The organism is Thioclava atlantica, assembly GCF_000737065.1.
Taxonomy (GTDB): domain Bacteria; phylum Pseudomonadota; class Alphaproteobacteria; order Rhodobacterales; family Rhodobacteraceae; genus Thioclava; species Thioclava atlantica.
The window spans coordinates 14,918-36,714 of sequence record NZ_AQRC01000015.1; the positions used below are offsets into that span (position 1 = coordinate 14,918).

At 65.9% G+C, this 21,797-nt stretch carries 20 protein-coding genes and 1 tRNA gene; 10 read left to right on the plus strand and 11 right to left on the minus strand.

Translation table 11 applies throughout. The features are described from left to right. Position 1: 1 nt before the first annotated feature. From plsX to DW2_RS15920, 6 genes are all read left to right on the plus strand, one after another. Positions 2-1,135, plus strand: a complete 1,134-nt coding sequence (gene plsX, locus DW2_RS15895; protein ID WP_038148241.1) for a phosphate acyltransferase PlsX — start codon at positions 2-4, stop codon at positions 1,133-1,135. Next, positions 1,132-2,106, plus strand: a complete 975-nt coding sequence (locus tag DW2_RS15900) for a beta-ketoacyl-ACP synthase III (RefSeq protein ID WP_038148097.1) — start codon at positions 1,132-1,134, stop codon at positions 2,104-2,106. Before plsX ends, DW2_RS15900 begins: the two co-directional genes overlap by 4 nt. 107 nt (positions 2,107-2,213) lie before the next feature. After that, positions 2,214-2,513, plus strand: coding sequence for an integration host factor subunit alpha (gene ihfA / locus DW2_RS15905; protein WP_038148099.1), 300 nt, complete (start codon positions 2,214-2,216; stop codon positions 2,511-2,513). A gap of 12 nt (positions 2,514-2,525) precedes the next feature. Then, entirely contained in the window at positions 2,526-3,341 is an 816-nt protein-coding gene (locus tag DW2_RS19855; protein ID WP_038148101.1) for a MerR family transcriptional regulator, read from the plus strand. A gap of 87 nt (positions 3,342-3,428) precedes the next feature. Beyond that, positions 3,429-3,506, plus strand: a tRNA-Pro gene (locus DW2_RS15915). Between the two features lie 61 nt (positions 3,507-3,567). Beyond that, entirely contained in the window at positions 3,568-4,647 is a 1,080-nt protein-coding gene (locus tag DW2_RS15920) for a 2'-deoxycytidine 5'-triphosphate deaminase (RefSeq protein WP_038148102.1), read from the plus strand. 61 nt (positions 4,648-4,708) lie between these two features. Here the strand turns inward: DW2_RS15920 and DW2_RS15925 are convergent, their stop codons facing one another. Together DW2_RS15925 and dksA are read right to left on the minus strand one after the other, a co-directional pair. Continuing rightward, positions 4,709-5,878, minus strand: coding sequence for an FAD-dependent monooxygenase (locus tag DW2_RS15925; protein WP_038148103.1), 1,170 nt, complete (start codon positions 5,876-5,878; stop codon positions 4,709-4,711). A 92-nt stretch (positions 5,879-5,970) separates the two neighbouring features. Beyond that, a complete protein-coding gene (gene dksA, locus DW2_RS15930; RefSeq protein WP_038148104.1) occupies positions 5,971-6,393 on the minus strand; it encodes an RNA polymerase-binding protein DksA in 423 nt (140 codons plus the stop codon). 236 nt (positions 6,394-6,629) lie between these two features. Here dksA and DW2_RS15935 point away from each other — a divergent pair, with 236 nt between their 5' ends. Continuing rightward, positions 6,630-7,472: an AAA family ATPase gene (locus DW2_RS15935; protein WP_038148106.1), complete on the plus strand. Its 843-nt coding sequence runs from the start codon at positions 6,630-6,632 to the stop codon at positions 7,470-7,472. 16 nt (positions 7,473-7,488) lie between these two features. Here DW2_RS15935 and DW2_RS19505 read toward each other — a convergent pair whose 3' ends face one another. From DW2_RS19505 to DW2_RS15980, 9 genes are all read right to left on the minus strand, one after another. Then, complete coding sequence (locus DW2_RS19505) at positions 7,489-8,172, minus strand: hypothetical protein (protein ID WP_081875032.1); 684 nt, start codon at positions 8,170-8,172, stop codon at positions 7,489-7,491. A 31-nt stretch (positions 8,173-8,203) separates the two neighbouring features. After that, entirely contained in the window at positions 8,204-8,410 is a 207-nt protein-coding gene (locus DW2_RS15945) for a hypothetical protein (RefSeq protein ID WP_038148109.1), read from the minus strand. A 13-nt stretch (positions 8,411-8,423) separates the two neighbouring features. Beyond that, positions 8,424-9,083 carry an SMC-Scp complex subunit ScpB gene (scpB, locus tag DW2_RS15950; protein ID WP_038148110.1) on the minus strand — a complete coding sequence of 220 codons (660 nt, stop codon included), beginning with the start codon at positions 9,081-9,083 and terminating at the stop codon, positions 8,424-8,426. Continuing rightward, positions 9,080-9,862, minus strand: a complete 783-nt coding sequence (locus DW2_RS15955; RefSeq protein WP_038148111.1) for a segregation and condensation protein A — start codon at positions 9,860-9,862, stop codon at positions 9,080-9,082. Before DW2_RS15955 ends, scpB begins: the two co-directional genes overlap by 4 nt. Further along, on the minus strand, positions 9,855-10,859 hold the full coding sequence (locus tag DW2_RS15960) for a glycoside hydrolase family 3 N-terminal domain-containing protein (RefSeq protein WP_038148112.1): 1,005 nt from the start codon (positions 10,857-10,859) through the stop codon (positions 9,855-9,857). The genes DW2_RS15955 and DW2_RS15960 overlap by 8 nt, the downstream gene beginning before the upstream one ends. Continuing rightward, on the minus strand, positions 10,859-11,950 hold the full coding sequence (locus DW2_RS15965; RefSeq protein ID WP_051856262.1) for an SPOR domain-containing protein: 1,092 nt from the start codon (positions 11,948-11,950) through the stop codon (positions 10,859-10,861). The genes DW2_RS15960 and DW2_RS15965 overlap by 1 nt, the downstream gene beginning before the upstream one ends. 73 nt (positions 11,951-12,023) lie before the next feature. After that, positions 12,024-13,769 carry an arginine--tRNA ligase gene (gene argS, locus DW2_RS15970; protein WP_038148113.1) on the minus strand — a complete coding sequence of 582 codons (1,746 nt, stop codon included), beginning with the start codon at positions 13,767-13,769 and terminating at the stop codon, positions 12,024-12,026. Between the two features lie 120 nt (positions 13,770-13,889). Next, on the minus strand, positions 13,890-14,312 hold the full coding sequence (locus tag DW2_RS15975; protein WP_038148114.1) for a GlcG/HbpS family heme-binding protein: 423 nt from the start codon (positions 14,310-14,312) through the stop codon (positions 13,890-13,892). Then, positions 14,309-16,474, minus strand: a complete 2,166-nt coding sequence (locus DW2_RS15980) for a malate synthase G (protein ID WP_038148115.1) — start codon at positions 16,472-16,474, stop codon at positions 14,309-14,311. The genes DW2_RS15975 and DW2_RS15980 overlap by 4 nt, the downstream gene beginning before the upstream one ends. Positions 16,475-16,774: 300 nt before the next feature. Here DW2_RS15980 and pepN point away from each other — a divergent pair, with 300 nt between their 5' ends. The 3 genes from pepN (at position 16,775) to gatB (ending at position 21,554) form a co-directional block, all read left to right on the plus strand. Continuing rightward, positions 16,775-19,345: an aminopeptidase N gene (gene pepN, locus DW2_RS15985; protein WP_238321351.1), complete on the plus strand. Its 2,571-nt coding sequence runs from the start codon at positions 16,775-16,777 to the stop codon at positions 19,343-19,345. Positions 19,346-19,525: 180 nt separating this feature from the next. Next, entirely contained in the window at positions 19,526-19,939 is a 414-nt protein-coding gene (locus DW2_RS15990) for a hypothetical protein (protein ID WP_038148116.1), read from the plus strand. A gap of 97 nt (positions 19,940-20,036) precedes the next feature. Then, positions 20,037-21,554, plus strand: coding sequence for an Asp-tRNA(Asn)/Glu-tRNA(Gln) amidotransferase subunit GatB (gene gatB, locus DW2_RS15995; protein ID WP_038148117.1), 1,518 nt, complete (start codon positions 20,037-20,039; stop codon positions 21,552-21,554). The last annotated feature ends 243 nt before the right edge of the window (positions 21,555-21,797 follow it).

Here is a 21,797-nt window from a genome sequence, read left to right on the forward strand (position 1 = left end):
GATGACGGCCGCAGAAATGCAGGCCAGCCCTCAGGGCAAGGCGCCGGCAACAGCCGGCGCTATCGTCATTTCCATCGACGCGATGGGCGGCGATCTCGGCCCCGAGGCGACGGTGGGGGGCGTGGCGAAGGCCGCGCGCGCCCATCCCGATCTTCATTTCCTCCTCCACGGCGCACGCGACCAGCTCGAACCCCTGATCGCGCAGCACGACCTGCGCGGCCGGGTCGATCTGCGCCATGCCGAGCGCATCGTGACGATGGAGGACAAACCCGCGCAGGTCATGCGCTCGGGCAAGGACACCTCGATGTGGTCCGCCATCGAATCGGTACGCGACCGCGAAGCCGACGTGGCGGTGTCCTGCGGCAATACCGGCGCGCTGATGGCGGTCTCGATGATCCGCCTGCGCAAGATCCCCGGCGTGAACCGCCCCGCCATCGCCTCCTTCTGGCCCTCCCGCGGGCCGGCGGGATGGAACGTGATGCTCGACATGGGCGCGGATGTGAAAGCGGATGCCGAGGACCTGCTGACCTATGCGCTGATGGGCTCGTCCTATGCGCGCAATGCGCTCGGGCTCGACCGGCCGCGCGTCGGTCTGCTCAATGTCGGCACCGAGGAACACAAGGGCCGGGCCGAACTCAAGGAAGCCTATGAGCTGATCGAACAGGCGCAGGAAGCCGGCGCGTTCGATTTCATCGGCTTCGTCGAGGGCAATGACCTGCCCGCCGATCGCGCCGATGTCATCGTCACCGACGGCTTCACCGGCAATGTCGCCCTCAAGACCGGCGAGGGCACGGCGAAATTCATCTCGGCCCTGATGCGCGAGGCGCTGACCTCGTCGCTGTTGTCGAAGCTCGGCGCCCTGCTGGCGATGGGGGCGCTGAAGAAGCTCCAGGCCAAGGTCGATCCGCGTCGTGCCAATGGCGGGGTCTTCCTCGGTCTCAACGGCACGGTGGTGAAATCGCACGGCGCCGCCGACGCGACCGGGTTCGCCGCGGCGATCGAGATGGCGGCGCGTCTGGCCAAATCCGGGTTCGGCGCGAAACTGGCCGCCCGGGTTGCCTCCGCCCTGCCCAGCGGGCAGGATGTCGCGACCGGCGCAGACCCGGCACCCGAGAAAAGCGAGAGCAGTACATGACGATCAGATCCGTGGTGCGCGGCGTGGGGCATTATCTGCCCGAACGCGTCGTCGAGAACACCGAATTCGAGAAGACCCTCGACACCACGGACGAATGGATCCGGACGCGAACCGGGATCGAGCGGCGCCACTTCGCGGCGGAGGGCGAGACGACCTCGCAGCTCGCCATCAAGGCGGCGCAGGCGGCGCTGGAAGACGCGGGGATGACGGTCGACCAGATCGACGCGATCGTCGTCGCGACCTCGACGCCCGACCAGACCTTTCCCTCCGTCGCGACCATGGTGCAGGCCGGGCTCGGCTCGACCACCGGCTTCGCCTATGACGTGCAGGCGGTCTGCGCGGGCTTCATCTTCGCGCTGAGCAATGCCAACGGGATGATCCTCTCGGGTCAGGCCGAACGCGTTCTGGTGATCGGCGCCGAGACCTTCTCGCGGATCATGGACTGGACCGACCGGGGCACCTGCGTGCTCTTCGGCGATGGCGCGGGCGCGCTCGTTCTCGAAGCCGCCGAGGGTACCGGCAGCCCCAGCGATCGCGGCATCCTCGCCTCCGACCTGCATTCCGACGGGCGCTACAAGGATCTGCTCTATGTCGATGGCGGCGTCTCGACCACCGGCAGCGCGGGTCATCTGCGCATGCAGGGCAACGCGGTCTTCAAGCATGCGGTCACCAAGCTCTCCGAAACCGCCCATGCCGCACTCGAAAAGGTCGGCATGAGCGGCGAGAATGTCGACTGGATCGTGCCCCACCAGGCGAACCTGCGGATCATCTCGGCCACGGCCGAACGGATGCAGGTGCCGATGGATCGCGTCGTGGTCACGGTGCAGGATCACGGCAACACTTCGGCGGCCTCGATTCCCCTCGCCCTCTCGGTCGGCAAGCAGCGCGGCCAGATCAAGGAAGGCCAGATCGTCGTCACCGAGGCGATTGGCGGCGGGCTCGCCTGGGGTGCCGTCGTCCTGCGCTGGTAACACCCGCGGCGCTCCGCGCATCAAACCTTCCGCGCAAGTGCTTGATATTGACTCGGGATTTACGGTCGGTCACTGTGGCGAAAACCCAGTTGTCCCGGGGGGATACGATGTCGAACACCCTTACGCGCATGGATCTGAGCGAAGCCGTCTTCCGTGAGGTCGGGCTGTCGCGCAATGAATCCGCCCAGCTCGTCGAGAGCGTCCTTCAGCACATGTCCGACGCACTGGTCCGCGGAGAGACGGTCAAGATCAGCTCCTTCGGCACGTTTTCGGTCCGCGAGAAGGCCTCGCGGATGGGCCGCAATCCGAAGACCGGGGAAGAGGTTCCGATCTCGCCCCGCCGGGTTCTGTCCTTCCGCCCCTCGCATCTGATGAAGGACCGCGTCGCGGCTGGCAACGCGAAGTAACGGGGCGCAGCAATGGGCAAATCCGCAGAAGCGTTCAGGACGATCTCGGAGGTCGCCGACCTGCTCGACACCCCGAGCCATGTGCTGCGTTTCTGGGAAAGCAAATTCTCGCAGATCAAGCCCGTGAAACGGGCGGGCGGGCGGCGCTACTACCGCCCCAGCGATGTCGCGCTTCTCGGCGGCATCAAGCATTTGCTGCATGAACAGGGTCTTACGATCCGGGGCGTCCAGAAGGTCCTGCGCGAAGACGGTATCCGCAGCGTGAGCGCGCTCTCCACGGTCACGCTCACCGACGAGACTGCCGAGACGCCCGCGAGCCAGCCTGCTCCCGCACCCGAGCCAACCGAGCGACAGGGCAGCGCCGCGCCGCATGCAGAGCTTGAAACCGAGAGCCGTTCCCCGGCTGAGGCGGCGGAGCCCGAACCCGAGGAGACGACGAGCGCGGAAGAAGCAGCGGCCCCTGACACCACGCCGACCCCGGACGAGCCGGAGCCGGTTCCCAGCTCGGTCACCCCCTTCCCGCGCAAGCCCGACCCTGCCCCGCAGCCGTCCTTCTTCGACGCACCGGAGGAGGAGGCCCCGATCGCGCTCGATGTCGAGCCTGAACCGGAACCCGCCTCGCAGGTCTACGCGATGACGATCGAGCGCAAGGACGAGGCGCCGGCCGCAACGGCGACGCCCTCGCTTGCGCGCTTGCTGCACGGGCTGCGCGTGCTCGACGCCTCGCGTCTGAGCCCGGCCGATCGTGGCGATCTGCGGATGCTCCGGCTGCGCGCCCAGGCGCTGCAACTGCGCCTTGCGAAGCCCGCCGAGATCGGCGCGGAATGACGCCATCGGATCTGGATCGCGCGCGGATGAAATTTCTTCGACTAACCGCTTGCACCCGCCACCCGGTTCGCTCTATATCCGCCTCGTCGGGCTGTGGCGCAGCCTGGTTAGCGCGTCCGTCTGGGGGACGGAAGGTCGTGAGTTCGAATCTCGCCAGCCCGACCATCATGAGAAACGCCCACCCCTTCGCGGGGGTGGGCGTTCGCATATCGCGAGGAGGGATCGGATGACGATTGGCGTGCTGCCCGACACGATGATTCAGGCGATGATCGCGCGCGGCGAGATCAGCGCCGAACCCGCGATCATTCCCGAACAGATCCAGCCCGCGAGCCTCGATCTGAGGCTGGGCCGCGTCGCCTACCGGGTGCGCGCCTCGTTCCTCGCGGGCAAGGGCCAGCGCGTCGAGACGCGGCTCGAGGATTTCGAGATGCACCGGATGGACCTCGCCGATGGCGCGGTGCTCGAGAAGGGCTGCGTCTATCTCGTGCCGCTGATGGAAAGCCTGTCGCTGGCCGAGGGCGTCACCGCCGTCGCCAATGCCAAGAGCTCGACCGGCCGGCTCGATCTTCTGACCCGCCTCATCACCGATGCCGGGACCGAATTCGACCGAATCCCCGAAGGCTATCAGGGGCCGCTCTATGCCGAGATCTGCCCGCGCTCCTTCTCGGTCCTCGTGCGGCCCGGAATGCGACTCAACCAGATTCGCTTCCGCGCCGGGCAGGCCGTGCTCTCGGATGCAGAGCTGAAGATCCTCCACCAGCAGGAGCCGCTCGTGGACGGCCCCGCGGTGATCGACGAGGGGCTCGGCTTCTCGGTCGATCTGCGGCCCGAGAGCGGCGATCTGGTGGGCTACCGCGCCAAACCTCATAGCGGGGTGATCGATCTCGACCGGATCGCGCATTACCCGGCCTCCGATTTCTGGGAAGAGGTGCGCTCGGATGACGGCCGGATCATTCTCGATCCCGGCGCCTTCTACATTCTCGTCAGCCGCGAAGCCGTGACGATCCCGCCCGATCACGCCGCCGAAATGGCCCCCTATCTCGCGATGGTGGGCGAGTTCCGCGTCCATTACGCGGGCTTCTTCGATCCGGGCTTCGGCCATGGGGCGGCAGGCGGTGCGGGCTCGCGCGGGGTGCTCGAGGTGCGGTGCCACGAGGCCCCCTTCGCGCTCGAACACGGACAGATCGTCGGCCGCCTCGTCTACGAGCGCATGGCCGAGGAGCCGCGCCAGCTTTACGGCGCGGGGATCGCCTCGAACTACCAGGGCCAGGGCCTCAAGCTCGCCAAGCATTTCCGGATGGGCTGAGCGGCGGCGCAAACCTCCGCCGCCCGGAGGACCCCCCCCCCTCGCGCCGCCAGGAGCGCGCTCACGCCCCTTTGGTGACGTCGTGCTGGTAGATCCAGTCGAACCGCCCCAGAAGCCGCTCCGGGGCGAGGCGTGAAGCGGTGCGCAGCGCGAGATACCCGACAAAGCGTGGCGCGCCCGACAGGTGGTAGTTGCGCGCGTTGCGCGTCGCCGCATTGACGATCTTCTCGCAGCGGGCGCGCCGGGTCTGCTGAAAGGACTCCAAGGCGTCGGTATAGTGGTGATGGGTCGCCAGCGCTTCGGCCAGCACCCAGGCATCCTCCATCGCCATCACGGCACCTTGCGCGAGGAAAGGCAGCGTCGGATGGGCCGCATCACCCAGAATCGCCGCCCCCGGCCCGTACCACCGGTCCGCCACGGGGTGGCGGAACAGCCCCCAGAGATGCACCTGCTCCACCTGCGCGAGCCAGTTCCGCACGGTAGGGCAGAACGTGTCGAACGCCATGCGCAGGTTCATCGGATCATCCTGCAGCGTCCAGCTTTCCTCGACCCAGCGGTGACGTTCCTCGACAGCCACGATGTTGCGCAGACCGTTCCCGAGCGGATAGCTGACCAGATGCCGCCCCGCCCCGAGGAAAACCTGCGCGACATTGGGCTCGTCGGCGCCACAGGGCACGAGCGCCCGCCAGGCGACCTGATGGGTGAAGAAGGGTGCGACCCTGCCATTGAGCGCCTCGCGGACCTTCGAATGGATCCCGTCCGCGCCGATCAGCATATCGAGATCGCGCACCCCGCCCTGCCCGTCGCGCAGATGCGGGCGGTCCTGGCTCAGATCGACGCGTTCGATCCGCTGCCCGAGATGGATATCGACGCCCGCCTCCCGCGCGCCTTCCGCCAGAAGCTCGATCAGCCGCGCGCGGTGGACGAAGTGATAGGGCTCGCCGGGCCGCAGCCCCGCCAGATCCAGCCGGGCGACCTGCGAGCCGGTCTCGCCATCCACGAGCTGGAGCGCCGTGGCGCGCGGTCCGGCCACATCCAGCGCATCGCCGAGCCCCATCGCACGCAGCACGCGCGCGCCGTTGGGCGAGACCTGCAAGCCCGCGCCGACCTCGCGGATCGCATCCGCCTGTTCGAGCACTTCCACCTCGGCCCCGCGCATCGCCAGCGCCCGCGCGACCGTCAGCCCCGCGATGCCCGCGCCCAGAACCGTAATCTTGCGCCCGATCAGCATATGTCCTCCTTCGGAACGAAAACACCGGCACCATCGCGGCGCCGGTGAGATCCGTCTTTGAGCGATATCAATCCCGCGCGGGCGGGCCGCCCTTAATCGTCGCGATGCACGCGTTCGCGGCGCTCGTGCTTTTCCTGGGCCTCGAGCGTCATGGTCGCGATCGGGCGGGCATCGAGGCGCTTGAGCGAGATCGGCTCACCGGTCACTTCGCAATAGCCATAATCACCATTGTCGATCCGGCGCAGCGCCGAGTCGATCTTGGAGACGAGCTTGCGCTGACGGTCGCGGGTACGCAGCTCCAGCGCCCGGTCGGTCTCTTCGCTGGCGCGATCCGCGATATCGGGCACGTTGCGCGCCGATTCGGCGAGACCTTCGATCGTTTCGGCGGATTGTTCGAGCAGCTCCGCCTTCCAGGTCAGCAGCTTGCGGCGGAAATATTCCAGCTGCCGATCGTTCATGAAGGGTTCGTCTTCGGCCGGACGGTAATCATCCGGAAGGAAAACCTCTGCTTTCATCGCTGCCCTCTCTTCCGTGCCGGGCGAGTCACTATGATCAAATTTCGCCATCTGGCACTACTCCTCGGGCGCTCACTTACCCCATGAAGGTAGGGTTGTCACGCCTCGTTTCACACCCCGCCCCGGATTGAGGTACAATTTCTACGCTGCACTTGCGGCGAAAATTCGACGCAGCTAGGTTGCCTTGAATTTACGCAATTTCCTTGCGCAGGATCTTTCCAGCGGAGCGTGACGCCGTGCAATTCCGATCGACCGAAACCTATGTTGCCCCGCCCGACCTCACGGTCGCCGTGAACGCTGCGGTGGCGCTCGAGCGCCCGCTTCTGGTGAAGGGCGAGCCGGGCACCGGCAAGACCGAACTGGCGCGGCAGGTCGCGGCGAGCCTCGGGCTCGAGATGGTCGAATGGAACATCAAGTCGACGACCAAGGCGCAGCAGGGGCTTTACGAATACGACGCCGTTTCGCGCCTGCGGGACAGCCAGCTTGGCGACGAACGCGTCAATGACGTGAAGAACTACATCCGCAAGGGCAAGCTCTGGCAGGCCTTCGAGGCGGATCGCAAGATCGTGCTGCTGATCGACGAGATCGACAAGGCCGATATCGAATTCCCCAACGACCTGCTGCAGGAACTCGACAAGATGGAGTTCCATGTCTACGAGACCGGCGAGACGATCCGCGCGGCCCACCGCCCCGTCGTCATCATCACCTCGAACAACGAGAAGGAACTGCCCGACGCCTTCCTGCGCCGATGCTTCTTCCATTACATCCGCTTCCCCGACGCGGAGGTGATGAAGCAGATCGTCTCGGTGCATTTCCCGGATATCAAGGACCGGCTTCTGGCCGAAGCGCTGACCCAGTTCTACGAGATCCGCGAGACGCCGGGCCTGAAGAAGAAGCCCTCGACGAGCGAGGTGCTCGACTGGCTGAAACTCCTGCTGGCCGAGGATCTCGACCCCGAGGATCTGCGGCGCGAGGGCGCGAACCTGCTGCCCAAGCTGCACGGGGCGCTCCTGAAGAACGAGCAGGATGTGCATCTGTTCGAGCGTCTGGCCTTCATGGCGCGGCGGCAGGGGCGGTGAGGAGAGGAAAGGACGCTCAGCTTAACAGGTCTATTTTCCCGATCTTCTCAACCTCGCGCGAGAACCAAACTCGATAGTCCTCTGAAGCCTCTCTCAATAATTTCGGCACTTCTATTTCACTGAGGTCAAAATCATTTGGCATCGTGAACCTAATTTCGCCAGCTATTAATGCGCCGACGACGTAGTCGTAACCTACACTAGGGTCTTCATGATATTCAATCGTGTAGACACCGAAACAGTCCGCCAGCAATGGGTCAATGATAGTGTAGAGAAACTCAAGGGATAGCGCGCGAAGATCATCGTCATCTGGTGCGCAAAAATGCTGAATAGAATTTCGAGCTTTACGCAACCGATCAAAGCACTCTAAATTTGGAGTCCGAATTCCGGTAACAGCCCAAAGAACTTTTGGAAGCTGCTCGAAGCTGTGCGTCTTGCCTTTTCGAATAAGTTTCTCGAGATCAAGACCGTCCGATCTCTCATCGTCCAATTTGAATATATCGTTAAAAATAAGAAGTGGGTGCTCCCGAGCAATGATTGCTTTAAGGACGAGCTCGCCAGCATGAGCTGCATTGAGAACCGACATATACTCCCAGTGTTCGTTTCCAGGGTCAAAATAAACGGCATGTGTATTTGCTTGCGCCAGAGCACCAAGAGCAAGTTTGAGTATTCGATCAGGAATTTTTTCTAAAACCGGGTTCACTTTCGTTCTCTTTTCGCTCTTCTTCTCCCCCTCACAACCGCCGCGTAATCCGTGCCGCCTTCCGCGCCCGCTTCACCGCCTCGCGGGTGGTCTGCTGGGCCTTGCGTTCCTCGGGGGACATCTCTTGCGAGGACTTGCCCCGGTTTGACGCCATGCCGACGCCCTTGTTGATCCCCCAATTCACCCCGTGCCGGATCAGCCTGCGGAGGATCATGTTGACGATCTGGTTGAGGGTCATGGGCTATCCCCTTTCAGTCCTCGAACAATTCGGACTGCCCGACCTGCGGTTCGTCCTCGTCCTCGTCGCCCTCTTCGGAGGCCCCCGGGAGGGGACGGCTGTCGAGCAGGCCGGCGGCGCGCAATTCCTTGAGGCCCGGCAGATCGCGCGCGCTCTCGAGGCTGAAATGGTCGAGGAAGCCCTGCGTGACGACGAAGGTCACGGGCCGTCCCGGGGTCATCCGGCGGCGGCCGAAGCGGATCCATTCCATCTCGAGGAGCTGGTCGATCGTGCCGCGCGAGACGGCGACGCCGCGGATCTCCTCGATCTCGGCGCGGGTGACGGGCTGGTGATAGGCGATGATCGCGAGCGTCTCGATCGCGGCGCGCGAGAGCTTGCGCTCCTCCACCGTCTCCTTCTGCATCAGGAAGCCCAGATCGGGCGCGGTGCGGATCGCCCAGGCATCGCCCACCTTCACCACGCGCACGCCCCGGCCCTCGTAGCGCTTGCGCAGATGCACCAGCGCCTCGGCGGGGTCGCAGCCATGCGGCATGCGCTCTTCCATCTCGCGCAGGCTCACCGGCTCGCTCGAGGCGAAGAGGATCGCCTCGACCATCCGTTCCTGCTCCGCGATCGGCGGGGCGGCGAACAGGGTTTCTTCTTTTTCCTCGGCGGGTTCCGGGGCGTCGTTCATGTCTTCTTCCGGATCGAAATGGGTTGGAACGTGTCGGATTGGCGGATCTCGATCTGACCCTGCTTGGCCATTTCCAGAGAGGCCGCGAAGGTCGCGGCGGTGGCCGAGCGGCGGCGCTTGGGATCGGAACTCCAGCCCTCGGGAAGGAAGGTCGTGAGCTCCGACCAGTCGCCCGCAAAACCGATCAGCCCGCGCATCCGGTCGAGCGCTTCCTCGAGCGTGAAGACATTGGTGCGATCGAAGGCATAGGGGCGGAACTCGTCGCGGGTGCGGATGCGCGCATAGGCCTGCATCAGCTCCATCAGCGAGGCGCTATAGGTGACCTTGCGCACCCGCGCGACCTCCTCGGAGATCCCGCGCGCGAAGGTGTCGCGCCCGAGCCGGTCGCGCGCCATCAGCTGCGCGGCCGCCTCCCGCATCGCCTGCAGCCGCTCGAGCTGGAAGGCCAGATGCGCGGCCATGTCCTCGGCCGACGGCCCCTCGGCCTCCGGATCGGGCGGCAGGAGCAGGCGCGATTTCAGGAAGGCGAGCCAGGCCGCCATCACCAGGTAATCAGCAGCCAGTTCGATGCGCAGCAACTTGGCGCGCTCGACGAAGGCCAGGTATTGCTCGGCCAGTTGCAGCACCGAGATCTTGCGCAGGTCGACCTTCTGGGTCCGCGAAAGCGTCAGCAGCAGGTCGAGCGGCCCCTCGAACCCCTCGACATCGACGATCAGCGACTCGGCCTGAAGCCGGTCCGCCACGCTCTGCGCCTCGAAAAGGTTTTCCGGTTCAGCCATCCGCGCCGCCGCTCAACAATGCCTCAAGTTCGGCATCGAGCGCATCCGTGTCAACAGGCTCGGAAGGGGAGCGCAGATCGAGCGCAGCCTGGGCGCGCGCCTCGGCCGCGGCGCTCATCGCGGGGATGGCCAGCGCCACCTCCTCCATCTCCGCCAACTCTCCATTGCAGTGCAAAACGAGATCGCAGCCCGCGCCGATCACCGCCGCCGCGCGCGTTCCGGGGCCGCCGGACAACGCCTCCATCCCGATATCGTCGCTCATCAGCAGGCCCGAAAAGCCGATCTCCTCGCGGATCAGCCGCACGATGCGCGGGCTCTGCGTCGCCGGGTGATCAGGGTCGAGCGCGGTGAAGCGGATATGCGCGGTCATCCCGAGCGGCAGATCCGCGAGCGCCGCGAAGGGCACGAAATCCTGCGCCCGCAGATCCTCGGCGGAGGCCTCTACCACCGGAAGGCCCTTGTGACTGTCGGCAATCGCGCGGCCATGGCCCGGCATATGCTTAATGACCGGAAGAACGCCTCCCGCCAGCAGCCCTTCCGCCGTCGCGCGGGCATTCGCGATCACGCTTTGCGGATCGCTCCCGAGGCAGCGGTTCTGAAGGAAGGGATGGGTCATCAGGCCCGCCACGTCGCAGGTCGGCGCGCAGTTCACGTCGATCCCGAGCCCACGCAGTTCCTCGGCCATGATCCGCGAGCGCAACCAGAACGAGCGGGGCGCGTCCTCCCCTGCCCGTTCGGCCTGTTCGAGCGGCGGCAGCCATTCGCGCCAATGCGGCGCGCGCAGGCGTTGCACGCGCCCGCCCTCCTGATCGACGAGCACCGGCGCGTCGCGTCCGACCGCGCCCCGGAGCGCATCGGTCAGCTCGGCGACCTGCGCAGGGGTGTCGATATTGCGGGAAAAGAGGATGAAACCCCAGGGATCGGCTTCGCGGAAGAAATCGCGTTCGCGCGCCGAGAGCACCGTGCCCTCGCAACCGAAGATCGCCGCCGCGCCCATCAGCGGGCCTGTGTCGGGATGCAGTTCTGCCGCTCGGCCTGAAGCGCGGCGCAGAACTGGCGCGCCTCGGCGACATCACTGAACCCCGCGACGCGCAGTCGGTAGAAATCCCGCCCGCCCGAAGACGCCTTCTGGATCACGCGCTTCTTGCCCGCCATCAAGGCGTCGAAGCGCTGCGCGATCCGGTCCCATTCGGCCTTCGCGGTCTCGGCCGTGTCGAAGGCGCCGAGCTGCGCGAGCCGGGTGCCCGCAGACAGGCTCGCCGGGTCGATATCGACGGTCTTCGCCGCGAGCGACGCGCCCGACATCTGTTTCGTCACCGCCTGTTCGAGCGCCGCGGCCAGAAGCTGGTCATCATGCATCGGCTTCGCCTGCGGGCGCGGCGAATGCGAGACGCCGGGCACCGAGGCCGGGATCACATCCGGCGACTGGGCGCCGGGATCGGTTGCCTCGCCGGCGATCGCGTCGGGCCGGAGCTCGGGTTCGGCCGGGCTCAGCGCGCCCGGCTCCACGACCGGCGCCGGCGCGGCATCGAGCTGGTCGGGATTTGCCTCGAGCGCGGCAGGGGCAAGGGCCGCCACGGCCTTCGCCACGGCATCGGGGTCGGCGGGCGCGCTTGCGTCGGAGGCGGCCGGTTGCGGCGCCTCGGCCTCCGGCCCCTGCGCCACCGCTTCCTCAGTCGGTTTGAGCTCGCCCATCGGGATATCTTCGGGCGCGAACCCCTCGGGCGGCGGCGCGAGGGTCACGGCCTCGGGCGGCGGGGCCACCTGCCCCGTCCCTGCGACATCATTGACCGAAAGCCCGGTATGGCGCGCAAGCTCTCCGCCCGGATCGGCGGGCGCGATCCGCGCGGGACCGTCGAGCGCCCGGATCACCGGCACCCCGTTGAGATCGCGCATCGCGAGCTTGTAGCCCCAGACGACGAGCCCGCCGATCATCGCGACCGAGGTCAGCGCGCCCGCGAGGTTCACCCAACGCGATGCTGCGCGTCCGGAGGGTTCCGGCGCGCCTTGTGCGGGGTGCTGCGCATGATGGACCTGCGGCTGCTCATAGCCATAGGCTCCACCATCGCGGTAGTCGTAGCTTGCCATGCTCGTCGCCTCGCCGCCGGTCTCCCGGCCATGTCGGGTTGCCCGATTTCGCCTGTTCCCGGCGGCGTGCAGCTCAGCGCATCTCTTCAGCCGGGGTTACGCCAAGAATACCAAGACCGGCGGAAATGACAACGGCGCACGCCCGGGCAAGGGCGATTTTCGCCGCCGAGGCCGCCTCGTCCCCTTCCTGCAGGAAGCGCAGCGCAGGTTCGTCATTGCCGCGGTTCCACAGCGCGTGGAGCTCCGAGGCGAGGTCGTAGAGATAAAAGGCGATCCGGTGCGGCTCGTTCGCGCGGGCGGCGATCTCGACGAGACGCGGCCACTCTGCGATCTTCTTCACGAGCGAGAGCTCCGCCTCGTGCCAGTCGCCCGACAGATCGACCTGCGCCAGGCGCGCATCCGACATGTCCCAGCCCGCCTCGGCCGCCTTGCGCAGCACCGAGCAGACCCGGGCATGGGCGTATTGCACGTAGAAGACCGGGTTGTCCTTGGACTGCTCGAGCACCTTGTCGAAATCGAAATCCAGGGGCGCGTCGTTCTTGCGCGTGAGCATGTGGAACCGGGTCACATCCGCGCCCGCCTGCTCGACCACGTCGCGCAGCGTCACGAAGGTGCCTGCGCGCTTCGACATCTTGAAGGGCTCCCCGTTCTTGAAGAGCTTCACCAGCTGGATCAGCTTGATATCGAGCGGGACGCGGTTCTCGCTCAGCGCAGCGACAGCCGCCTTCATTCGCTTCACATAGCCGCCGTGATCGGCGCCGAACACGTCGATCAGAAGGTCGAAACCGCGCTCGATCTTGGTCCAGTGATAGGCGATATCGGGCGCGAAATAGGTCCAGGCGCCATCCGACTTCTTCACCGGACGATCCACGTCGTCCCCGTAATCGGTCGAGCGGAACAGCGTCTGCTCGCGCTCCTCCCAATCCTCGGGCAGCTTGCCTTTCGGCGGCTCCAGCACGCCTTCATAGATCAGGCCCAGATCCTCGAGCCGCTTGAGCGCCGCCTCGATCTGGCCCGTACCGTAGAGCGATTTCTCGGAATAGAAGACATCCATCTTCACGCCCAGAAGCGCCAGATCCTCGCGGATCATGTCCATCATCTTCTCGGTCGCGAATTCGCGGATCTCGGCCAGCCAATCCTCTTCGGGCTTGTCGAGCAGCGCGTCGCCATACTTGGCCTTGATCGCCTCGCCCACCGGGATCAGGTAGTCGCCCGGATAAAGCCCCTCGCGGATCTCCGGCTCGAGCCCGCAGGCCTCGCGGTAGCGCTCATAGGCCGAGCGGGCGAGCACATCGACCTGCGCGCCGCCGTCATTGATGTAATATTCCCGCGTGACGTCATAGCCCGCGAAATCCAGCAGGCTCGCCAGCGCATCGCCGAAGACCGCGCCGCGGGTATGGCCCACATGCATCGGCCCGGTCGGGTTGGCCGAGACATATTCGACATTGACCTTCACCCCGGCCCCGAGATCCGAGCGCCCGTAGCCGACGCCCTCCCCGAGGACCGCGCCGGTCACTTCGCCCCAGACCGAGGGCTCGAGACGCAGGTTGATGAAGCCGGGACCTGCGACATCCGCGCTCGCGATGCGCGCGTCACCGGCGAGTTTCGCGGCCAGCGCCTCGGCGATGTCGCGCGGCTTCGACTGCGCGGGCTTCGCGAGCACCATCGCGGCATTCGTCGCCATGTCGCCATGCAGCGGGTCGCGCGGCGGCTCGACCGCGACATTGGAGAAATCGAGCCCGTCCGGCAGCGCGCCCTCGGAAACCATCTCGTTCAGCGCCGCGATCACGGCGGCCCGGATATCGGAAAACAGGTTCATTGTCGTGGGTCCTTATTTGCGCCCTCACCTGCCAGAGCCCGCCCGCGTCGTCAATGGGATGTGGAAAGGGGCGGCCCGGCAGAGATCGCCGGACCGCCCCTCGAACCGTTGCCGGAAGCCTCAGGCCTCGCCTGCGAAACCCGCCGCCTCGATCCCGGCCAGAGCCGCATCGGCATCGTTGTCGGACGTGTCGCCGGTGACGCCGATCGCACCGATCACCCCGCCTTCCGCGTCGCGGATCAGCACGCCGCCCGGCACCGGGCAGGTCTGCCCGCCATAGATGCCGTTCACCGCGTTCATGAAATAGGCCTGCGCCTCGGCGCGCGCCATCTGCGCCTTGCCGCCCATCCCGAGCATCACCGCGCCATAGGCCTTGGCCCGAGCGATGTCGAACCGGCCCGGCGCCGCGCCGTCGCCACGGGCGAAGGCGATGATATGGCCGCCCGCATCGAGCACCACCGCCGTCAGCGGCTTCCAGCTTTCCTCGGCGCCCTTGGCAAGCGCCACCTCGATCATCTTCTGCGCGCGCTCGAGCGTGATCATGCGCGTTCCTCCTTCACTTGGGCACGGCGCTGATGCAGCACCGGCTCGGTATAGCCCGAGGGCTGGACAGTTCCGAGGAAGCACAGGTCGCAGGCCGCCTGGAAGGCGAAGCCGTCGTAACCCGGCGCCATCGGGGTGTAACTCGGGTCGCCCTCGTTCTGACGGTCGACCACCTTGGCCATCTTGCGCAGCGCCTCCATGACCTGACCTTCCGAGACCACGCCATGCTCGAGCCAGTTCGCGATGGCCTGGCTCGAGATCCGGCAGGTCGCGCGGTCCTCCATCAGGCCCACATCATGGATGTCGGGCACCTTCGAGCAGCCCACGCCCTGATCGACCCAGCGGACGACATAGCCGAGGATGCCCTGCGCGTTGTTCTCGATCTCGGCGCGGATCTCCTCGTCGGAGTAGTTCTTGCCCGCCGCAAGCGGAATGGTGAGCAGATCGTCGAGCCGCTCGGGACGGTTCATCGCCGCGATCTCCTGCTGACGACGTTTCACATCGACCTTGTGGTAATGCGTGGCGTGCAGCGTGGCGGCGGTGGGCGACGGCACCCAGGCGCAGTTCGCGCCCGAGAGCGGGTGGCCGACCTTCTGCTCGAGCATGTCGGCCATCCGGTCGGGCATCGCCCACATCCCCTTGCCGATCTGAGCCTTGCCCGCGAGCCCGCATTTCAGGCCGATATCGACATTGCGGTCCTCGTAGGCCGAGATCCAGGGCGTGTTCTTCATCTCGCCCTTGCGCAGCATCGGCCCCGCCTGCATCGAGGTGTGGATCTCGTCGCCGGTGCGATCGAGGAAGCCCGTATTGATGAAGGCGACGCGATGCTTCGCGGCACGGATGCATTCCTTGAGGTTCGCGGAGGTGCGGCGCTCCTCGTCCATGATCCCGAGCTTCACCGTGTGCGGCGGCAGGCCGAGCACCTTCTCGACCCGGTCGAAGATCTCGTTGGCGAAGGCCACTTCCTCGGGCCCGTGCATCTTCGGCTTCACCACATAGACCGAGCCGGTGACCGAGTTGCGCGCCCCTTCGGTCTTCTTCAGGTCGTGCATCGCGCAAAGCGTGGTCACCATCGCGTCCATCAGCCCCTCATAGGCCTCCTGGCCGTCGCGGGTGAGGATCGCCGGGGTAGTCATCAGGTGGCCCACATTGCGCACCAGCATCAGCGCGCGGCCCTTGAGCAGGATCTCCTCGCCACCCGCGCCGGTGAAGCGCAGATCGCCTTGCAGCTTGCGGGTGAAGGTCTCGCCGCCCTTGGCGACCTCCTCGGCCAGATCGCCCCTCATCAGGCCCAGCCAGTTGCCATAGGCGAGCGCCTTGTCCTCGGCGTCGACGCAGGCGACCGAGTCCTCGCAATCCATGATCGAGCTCAGCGCGGCTTCGAGGAGCACATCCGCGATCCCCGCCGGATCGGCCTGCCCCACCTCGGTGGAGGGATCGATCACGATCACCACATGCAGACCGTTATGGGTCAGAAGCACCTGCGACAGCGCGCCTTCCGCGTCGGTGTTGAAGCCCTTGAACTGGTCGGGATCGGCGAGCCCGGTCTCACCCACCGCATTCTCGACGAAGAACACGCCATTCTCGACGCGCAGCGCGGTCACGCCGGCCCAGGAGCCGCCCGCGAGCGGAGCCGCCTCGTCGAGGAATTCCTTGGCGCGCGCCACGACGCGGGCGCCGCGCTCGGGATCGTAGCCCTTGCCCTTCGGCAGATCGCCCAGCGCATCGGTGCCGTAAAGCGCATCATACAGGCTGCCCCAGCGCGCATTCGCCGCGTTGAGCGCGTAGCGCGCATTGGTGATCGGCACCACGAGTTGCGGGCCGCAGACGGATGCGAATTCGGGATCGGTCTCGGGGGTCTCGATCTCGAAATCGGGACCTTCGGGCAGCAGATAGCCGATCTCGGTCAGGAAGGCCTTGTAGGCGTCGAAATCGAACCCGCCCGCGCGATGATGCGAATGCCAGTCATCGAGCTTGGCCTGGAACTCCTCGCGCTTCGCGAGAAGCGCGCGGTTCTTCGGTCCGAGATCGTGCAGGAGCCCGGAAAGACCCGTCCAGAACGCATCGGGAGCGACCCCGGTGCCGGGAAGCGCCTGTTCCTCGATAAACTCCGCCAGTTCGGCGGCAACCTGCAATCCGTCACGCTCGACCCGTTGCGCCATATCATCCTCCCGTTTTGAGACGCGCCAATAGTTGTGGTCAATTTCAGCGGATGTCCAGCGACTTGCGCCATTTTTTGCGCAAACCGGTAAAAAAAAGTGACCAAAAGAGCCTCCGCCACCGCAACCCGTTCCGGCGAGTTCATTCGATCCGCCAGCCCCTGGGCGCGGGACGACTCTGCATGGCGCGGAATCGGCGCCGGGGTTCGTAATCACATTGAGTTGCACCCGCGCTCTGTTGCATACCCTCGTCACCGGGCCAGCTATTGAGCCAAAACGCAAACAAAAGGGAACGTCACAGGAATGTCGGCCGATCTGATGGCACAGGAAACCGCTTCGAAGAGACTCAGCGACTATCAGCCCTACCCGTTCGCGCTGGAAACGGTGCGGCTCGATTTCCGGCTCGATCCGCAGGAGACCGAAGTGCGGGCGCGGCTGGCGCTCTCGCCGCGCCGTGCGGCCTCGGCGTTGCGGCTCGACGGCGAAGAACTCGAGCTTCTGTCCCTCGCGATCGACGGGCGCAGCCTGACGCGCGACGAGTACACTGTCGACAAAACCGGGCTGACCGTGCATGCCGCAGCACTCCCGGCCCAGCCCTTCACGCTCGATACACGGGTGAAGATCGCGCCCGAGGCCAATACGGCGCTCGAAGGGCTCTACATGTCGAACGGCATGTATTGCACCCAGTGCGAAGCCGAGGGTTTCCGCAAGATCACCTACTTTCCCGACCGGCCCGACGTGATGGCGAAATTCCATGTCACGATCCGGGGCGAGGCGCCGGTGCTGCTGTCCAACGGCGATCTCGTGGCGCAGGAGGATGGCTTTGCCGAGTGGGTCGACCCCTGGCCGAAGCCCGCCTATCTCTTCGCGCTGGTCGCGGGCGATCTCGTGGCCCATTCGGGGAGCTTCACCACGAAATCGGGCCGCGAGGTCGCGCTCAATATCTGGGTGCGCAAGGGCGACGAGGATCGCTGCGCCTTCGCCCTCGAAGCCCTGAAGCGGTCGATGAAATGGGACGAGGATGTCTATGGGCGCGAATATGACCTCGACATCTTCAATATCGTCGCCGTCGATGACTTCAACATGGGCGCGATGGAGAACAAGGGCCTCAACATCTTCAACTCGAAATGGGTTCTGGCCTCGCCCGAGACCGCGACCGATGCCGATTACGAACGCATCGAGGGGATCATCGCCCACGAGTATTTCCACAACTGGACCGGCAACCGCATCACCTGCCGAGACTGGTTCCAGCTCTGCCTCAAGGAAGGGCTGACCGTCTATCGCGACCGGAGCTTCACCGCCGATCTGCGCCTCGGTCCGGTCAAGCGGATCGAGGACGTGATCGCCCTGCGCGCGCGCCAGTTCCGCGAGGATCAGGGCCCGCTCGCCCATCCGCCGCGCCCCGACCATTACCGCGAGATCAACAATTTCTACACAGCCACCGTCTACGAGAAGGGCGCCGAACTCGTCGGTATGCTGCACACCCTTCTGGGTGATGCGGGCTACCGCGCCGCGCTCGATCTCTATTTCGACCGTCATGACGGGCAGGCATGTACGATCGAGGACTGGCTGACGGTCTTCGAAGACGCCTCGGGCCGTGACCTGAGCCAATTCAAGCGCTGGTATACCGATGCCGGAACGCCGGTGCTGCGCGTGCGCGAGCAGTTCGAGGACGGGACCTATCGGCTCGATTTCGAGCAGGACACCAAGCCCACCCCGGGTCAGCCCGGCAAGCCGCCGCGCCACATCCCGATCACCGTGGGCCTGCTCGGGCCGAACGGACAGGAGCTCGTCCCCTCGACCGTGCTCGAGATGACCGAGGCGCGGCAGAGCTTCACCTTCGAGGGGCTGGGCGCGCGTCCGGTGCCCTCGATCCTGCGCGGCTTCTCCGCCCCGGTCCGCCTCGAACGGGACGTGAGCGCACGCGAGCTTGCCTTCCTGCTCGCCCATGACACCGATCCGTTCAACCGCTGGGAAGCGGGACGGCAACTGGCGCAGGACGCGCTGGTCGCGCTCGCGCAGGGCGAGGATGCGGACCCGGCCTATATCGACGCGCTCGGCGCGCTGATCGCCGACGAGAGCGCGGATCCCGCCTTCCGCGCCCTCTGCCTGCGCCTGCCTGCCGAGGACGAGATCGCGCAAAGCCTGCATGACCGTGGCGTGACGCCGGACCCCGAAGCGATCCACGCCGCGCGCGAGGCGCTCGCCCGCGATCTCGCCCACACCCATGAGGACGCCCTGACTGCGCTCTACGAGGCGATGGCGGTGCCCGGCCCCTACACGCCCGACCCCGGCCCGGCCGGCAAGCGCGCGCTGCGTCTTGCAGCGCTCGGCCTGCTCAACCGCCTCGATGGCGGCGCCCGCGCGACTGCGCTGTTCGAAAACGCCACCAACATGACCGAAAGCCTCGCCGCGCTCGGGTTTCTGGTGCAGACCGGTGCGGATGAGAAGGCGCTGGCAAGCTTCCGCTCCCGCTGGGAGGGCGACCGGCTGGTGATGGACAAATGGTTCATAGTGCAGCTTGCGGCCTGCCCGCCCGAGCGCGCCGCCGCCCGCGCCGCCGCGCTCACCGAAGATCCGCTCTTCACCTGGAAGACCCCGAACCGCTTCCGCGCGCTGATGGCGGGGCTCGCGGGCAACCATGCGGGCTTCCACGCGAAGGACGGCGCGGCCTATCGCTTCTACGCGGATTGGCTGCTGCGGCTCGATCCGGTCAACCCTCAGGTGGCCGCCCGGATGTCCACCGCCTTCGAGACCTGGACGCGCTACGACGCCGATCGCCGCGCGCAGATGCAGGCCGAGCTCGAACGCATCGCCCGGACCGAAGGGTTGAGCCGCGATCTGTCGGAAATGGCGACCCGCCTCCTCGGCTGAGATGGATTCGCCCCAAAGACGGTGGCGGCCTGACGCCGCCGCCATCTTTGGACGCTAACACCGCGACAATTCCTCCCCTTCGCGTCGATTATTCCGCGCGCGGCAACATGCCTCCGATTTGCCCCGATTTTGTCCTGTCTCCGCTAAAGCCGCGCCCCGATCACAGGTGATGAAGGCCGCATGGATGACATGGCTTATGAGTATCGCAAACAGGCACGCCGGGCACGGGGCTATATCGCGCTCGCCCTGAGCATGCTGCTGCTGGAAGTGACCGCGAAAACCCCCGTGCAGATGTGGGTTCAGATCGCGATCTGGGTGTTCCTCGCGATGACGCTCTGGCGTCTGGTGCAGAACCGCTCCGGGCATCTGCTGATCACCAATTCACGGATGGAGGTGTTTCGCAACGGGCGCAAGCTGGGCACCTTCCCCTTGGCGCGGATCACCGCCGCGCGGGTCCGCCGGCGCGTATTCGGCAATGACGAATGCATGCTCGTGCTCGCCGATGGCCGCCGCGCCTTCCTTCCGCCCGAGGCGATCCCCCCGGCCGAGCGCCTGTGCGAAGAGCTTCACGCCCGCGGCGTCCCGCTCGCCTGACCCGGCAGCGCGCGCCTGACGCGCTCTCGCCCCCCCTCTTGCTCCCGGCCCGCCCCTGTCCTAGAAGCCTTCCAAGCCTTTCAGACAGGATGCGGACATGCTCGACCATCTCGAATTCAAAGCCCCCGAACCCAAGGTGATCGCCGGCGCCAAGTCCGATTGGGAACTGGTGATCGGGCTCGAGGTGCATGCGCAGGTCGCCTCGAAGGCCAAGCTGTTCTCGGGCGCCTCCACCACTTTCGGGGCCGAGCCGAACTCCAACGTCGCCTTCGTCGATGCTGCCATGCCCGGCATGCTGCCCGTCATCAACGAATTCTGCGTCGCGCAGGCGGTGCGCACCGGGCTCGGGCTCAAGGCCGAGATCAACCTGACCTCCGCCTTCGACCGGAAGAACTATTTCTATCCCGACCTGCCGCAAGGCTACCAGATCTCGCAGCTTTACCACCCCATCGTGGGCGAGGGTGAGATCATCGTGGACATGGGCCCGGGCGTCGCGCGCCGCGTCCGCATCGAACGGATCCACCTCGAACAGGATGCCGGCAAGTCGATCCACGACATGGACCCGCATATGTCCTTCGTCGATCTCAACCGTACCGGCGTCGCGCTGATGGAAATCGTCTCGCGCCCCGACATTCGCGGCCCCGAGGAAGCGGCTGCCTATGTCGGCAAGCTGCGCCAGATCCTGCGTTACCTCGGCACCTGCGACGGCAACATGCAGAACGGCAACCTGCGCGCCGATGTGAACGTCTCGATCTGCCAGCCGGGCGCTTACGAGAAATACCAGGAAACCGGTGATTTCTCGCATCTGGGCACGCGCTGCGAGATCAAGAACATGAACTCGATGCGCTTCATCCAGCAAGCGATCGAATACGAGGCCCGTCGCCAGATCGCCATTGTCGAGGATGGCGGCGAGGTGGTGCAGGAAACCCGCCTCTACGATCCCGACAAGGGCGAGACGCGGTCGATGCGCTCGAAGGAAGAGGCGCATGATTACCGCTACTTCCCCTGCCCCGACCTGCTGCCGCTCGAAATCGAGCAGGCCTGGGTCGACGACATCGCCGCGACCATGCCGGAGCTGCCCGACGAGAAGAAGGCGCGCTTCGTGAAGGAGCTGGGCCTGTCGGAATATGACGCCTCGGTCCTGACGGCAGAGGTCGAGAATGCCGACTATTTCGAAGCCGTTGTCGCAGAGGCCGGGGACGGCAAACTGGCCGCGAACTGGGTCATCAACGAACTGTTCGGCCGCCTGAAGAAGGACGACCGCGCGATCACCGACAGCCCCGTGAACCCCGCGCAGCTCGGCGCGATCATCAAGCTGATCAAATCCGACAAGATCTCGGGCAAGATCGGCAAGGACCTCTTCGAGATCGTCTATACCGAGGGCGGCGACCCGGAGAAGATCGTGGAAGAGCGCGGCATGATCCAGGTCACCGATACCGGCGCGATCGAGGCCGCGGTGGACGAGGTGATCGCCGCCAATCCCGAGCAGGTCGAGAAGGCCAAGGCCAACCCGAAACTCGCGGGCTGGTTCGTGGGTCAGGTCATCAAGGCCTCGGGCGGCAAGGCCAACCCCAAGGCGGTCAACGAGATCGTCGCGCAGAAACTGGGGCTCTGAACCGAGCCCGCAGGGCGAGAGCAAACGGATGCGAGGGGCGCCTGCGGGCGCCCTTTTTCTTTGCCCGGAAACCCGACGGACGCGGTGGCCTTCGAGAAATCGAGACAGCCTTCGTCTTTCACGATCCATTGCAGGATGGCCGAAAAAAGGCCCGACAGGCGGCCGAACCCCGCTGCGCTGCCTCCTCCGAAATCGTACCGCCGCCCCCCGAGCGACGGTTGCGCGAAGGTCACGCAGAACCGG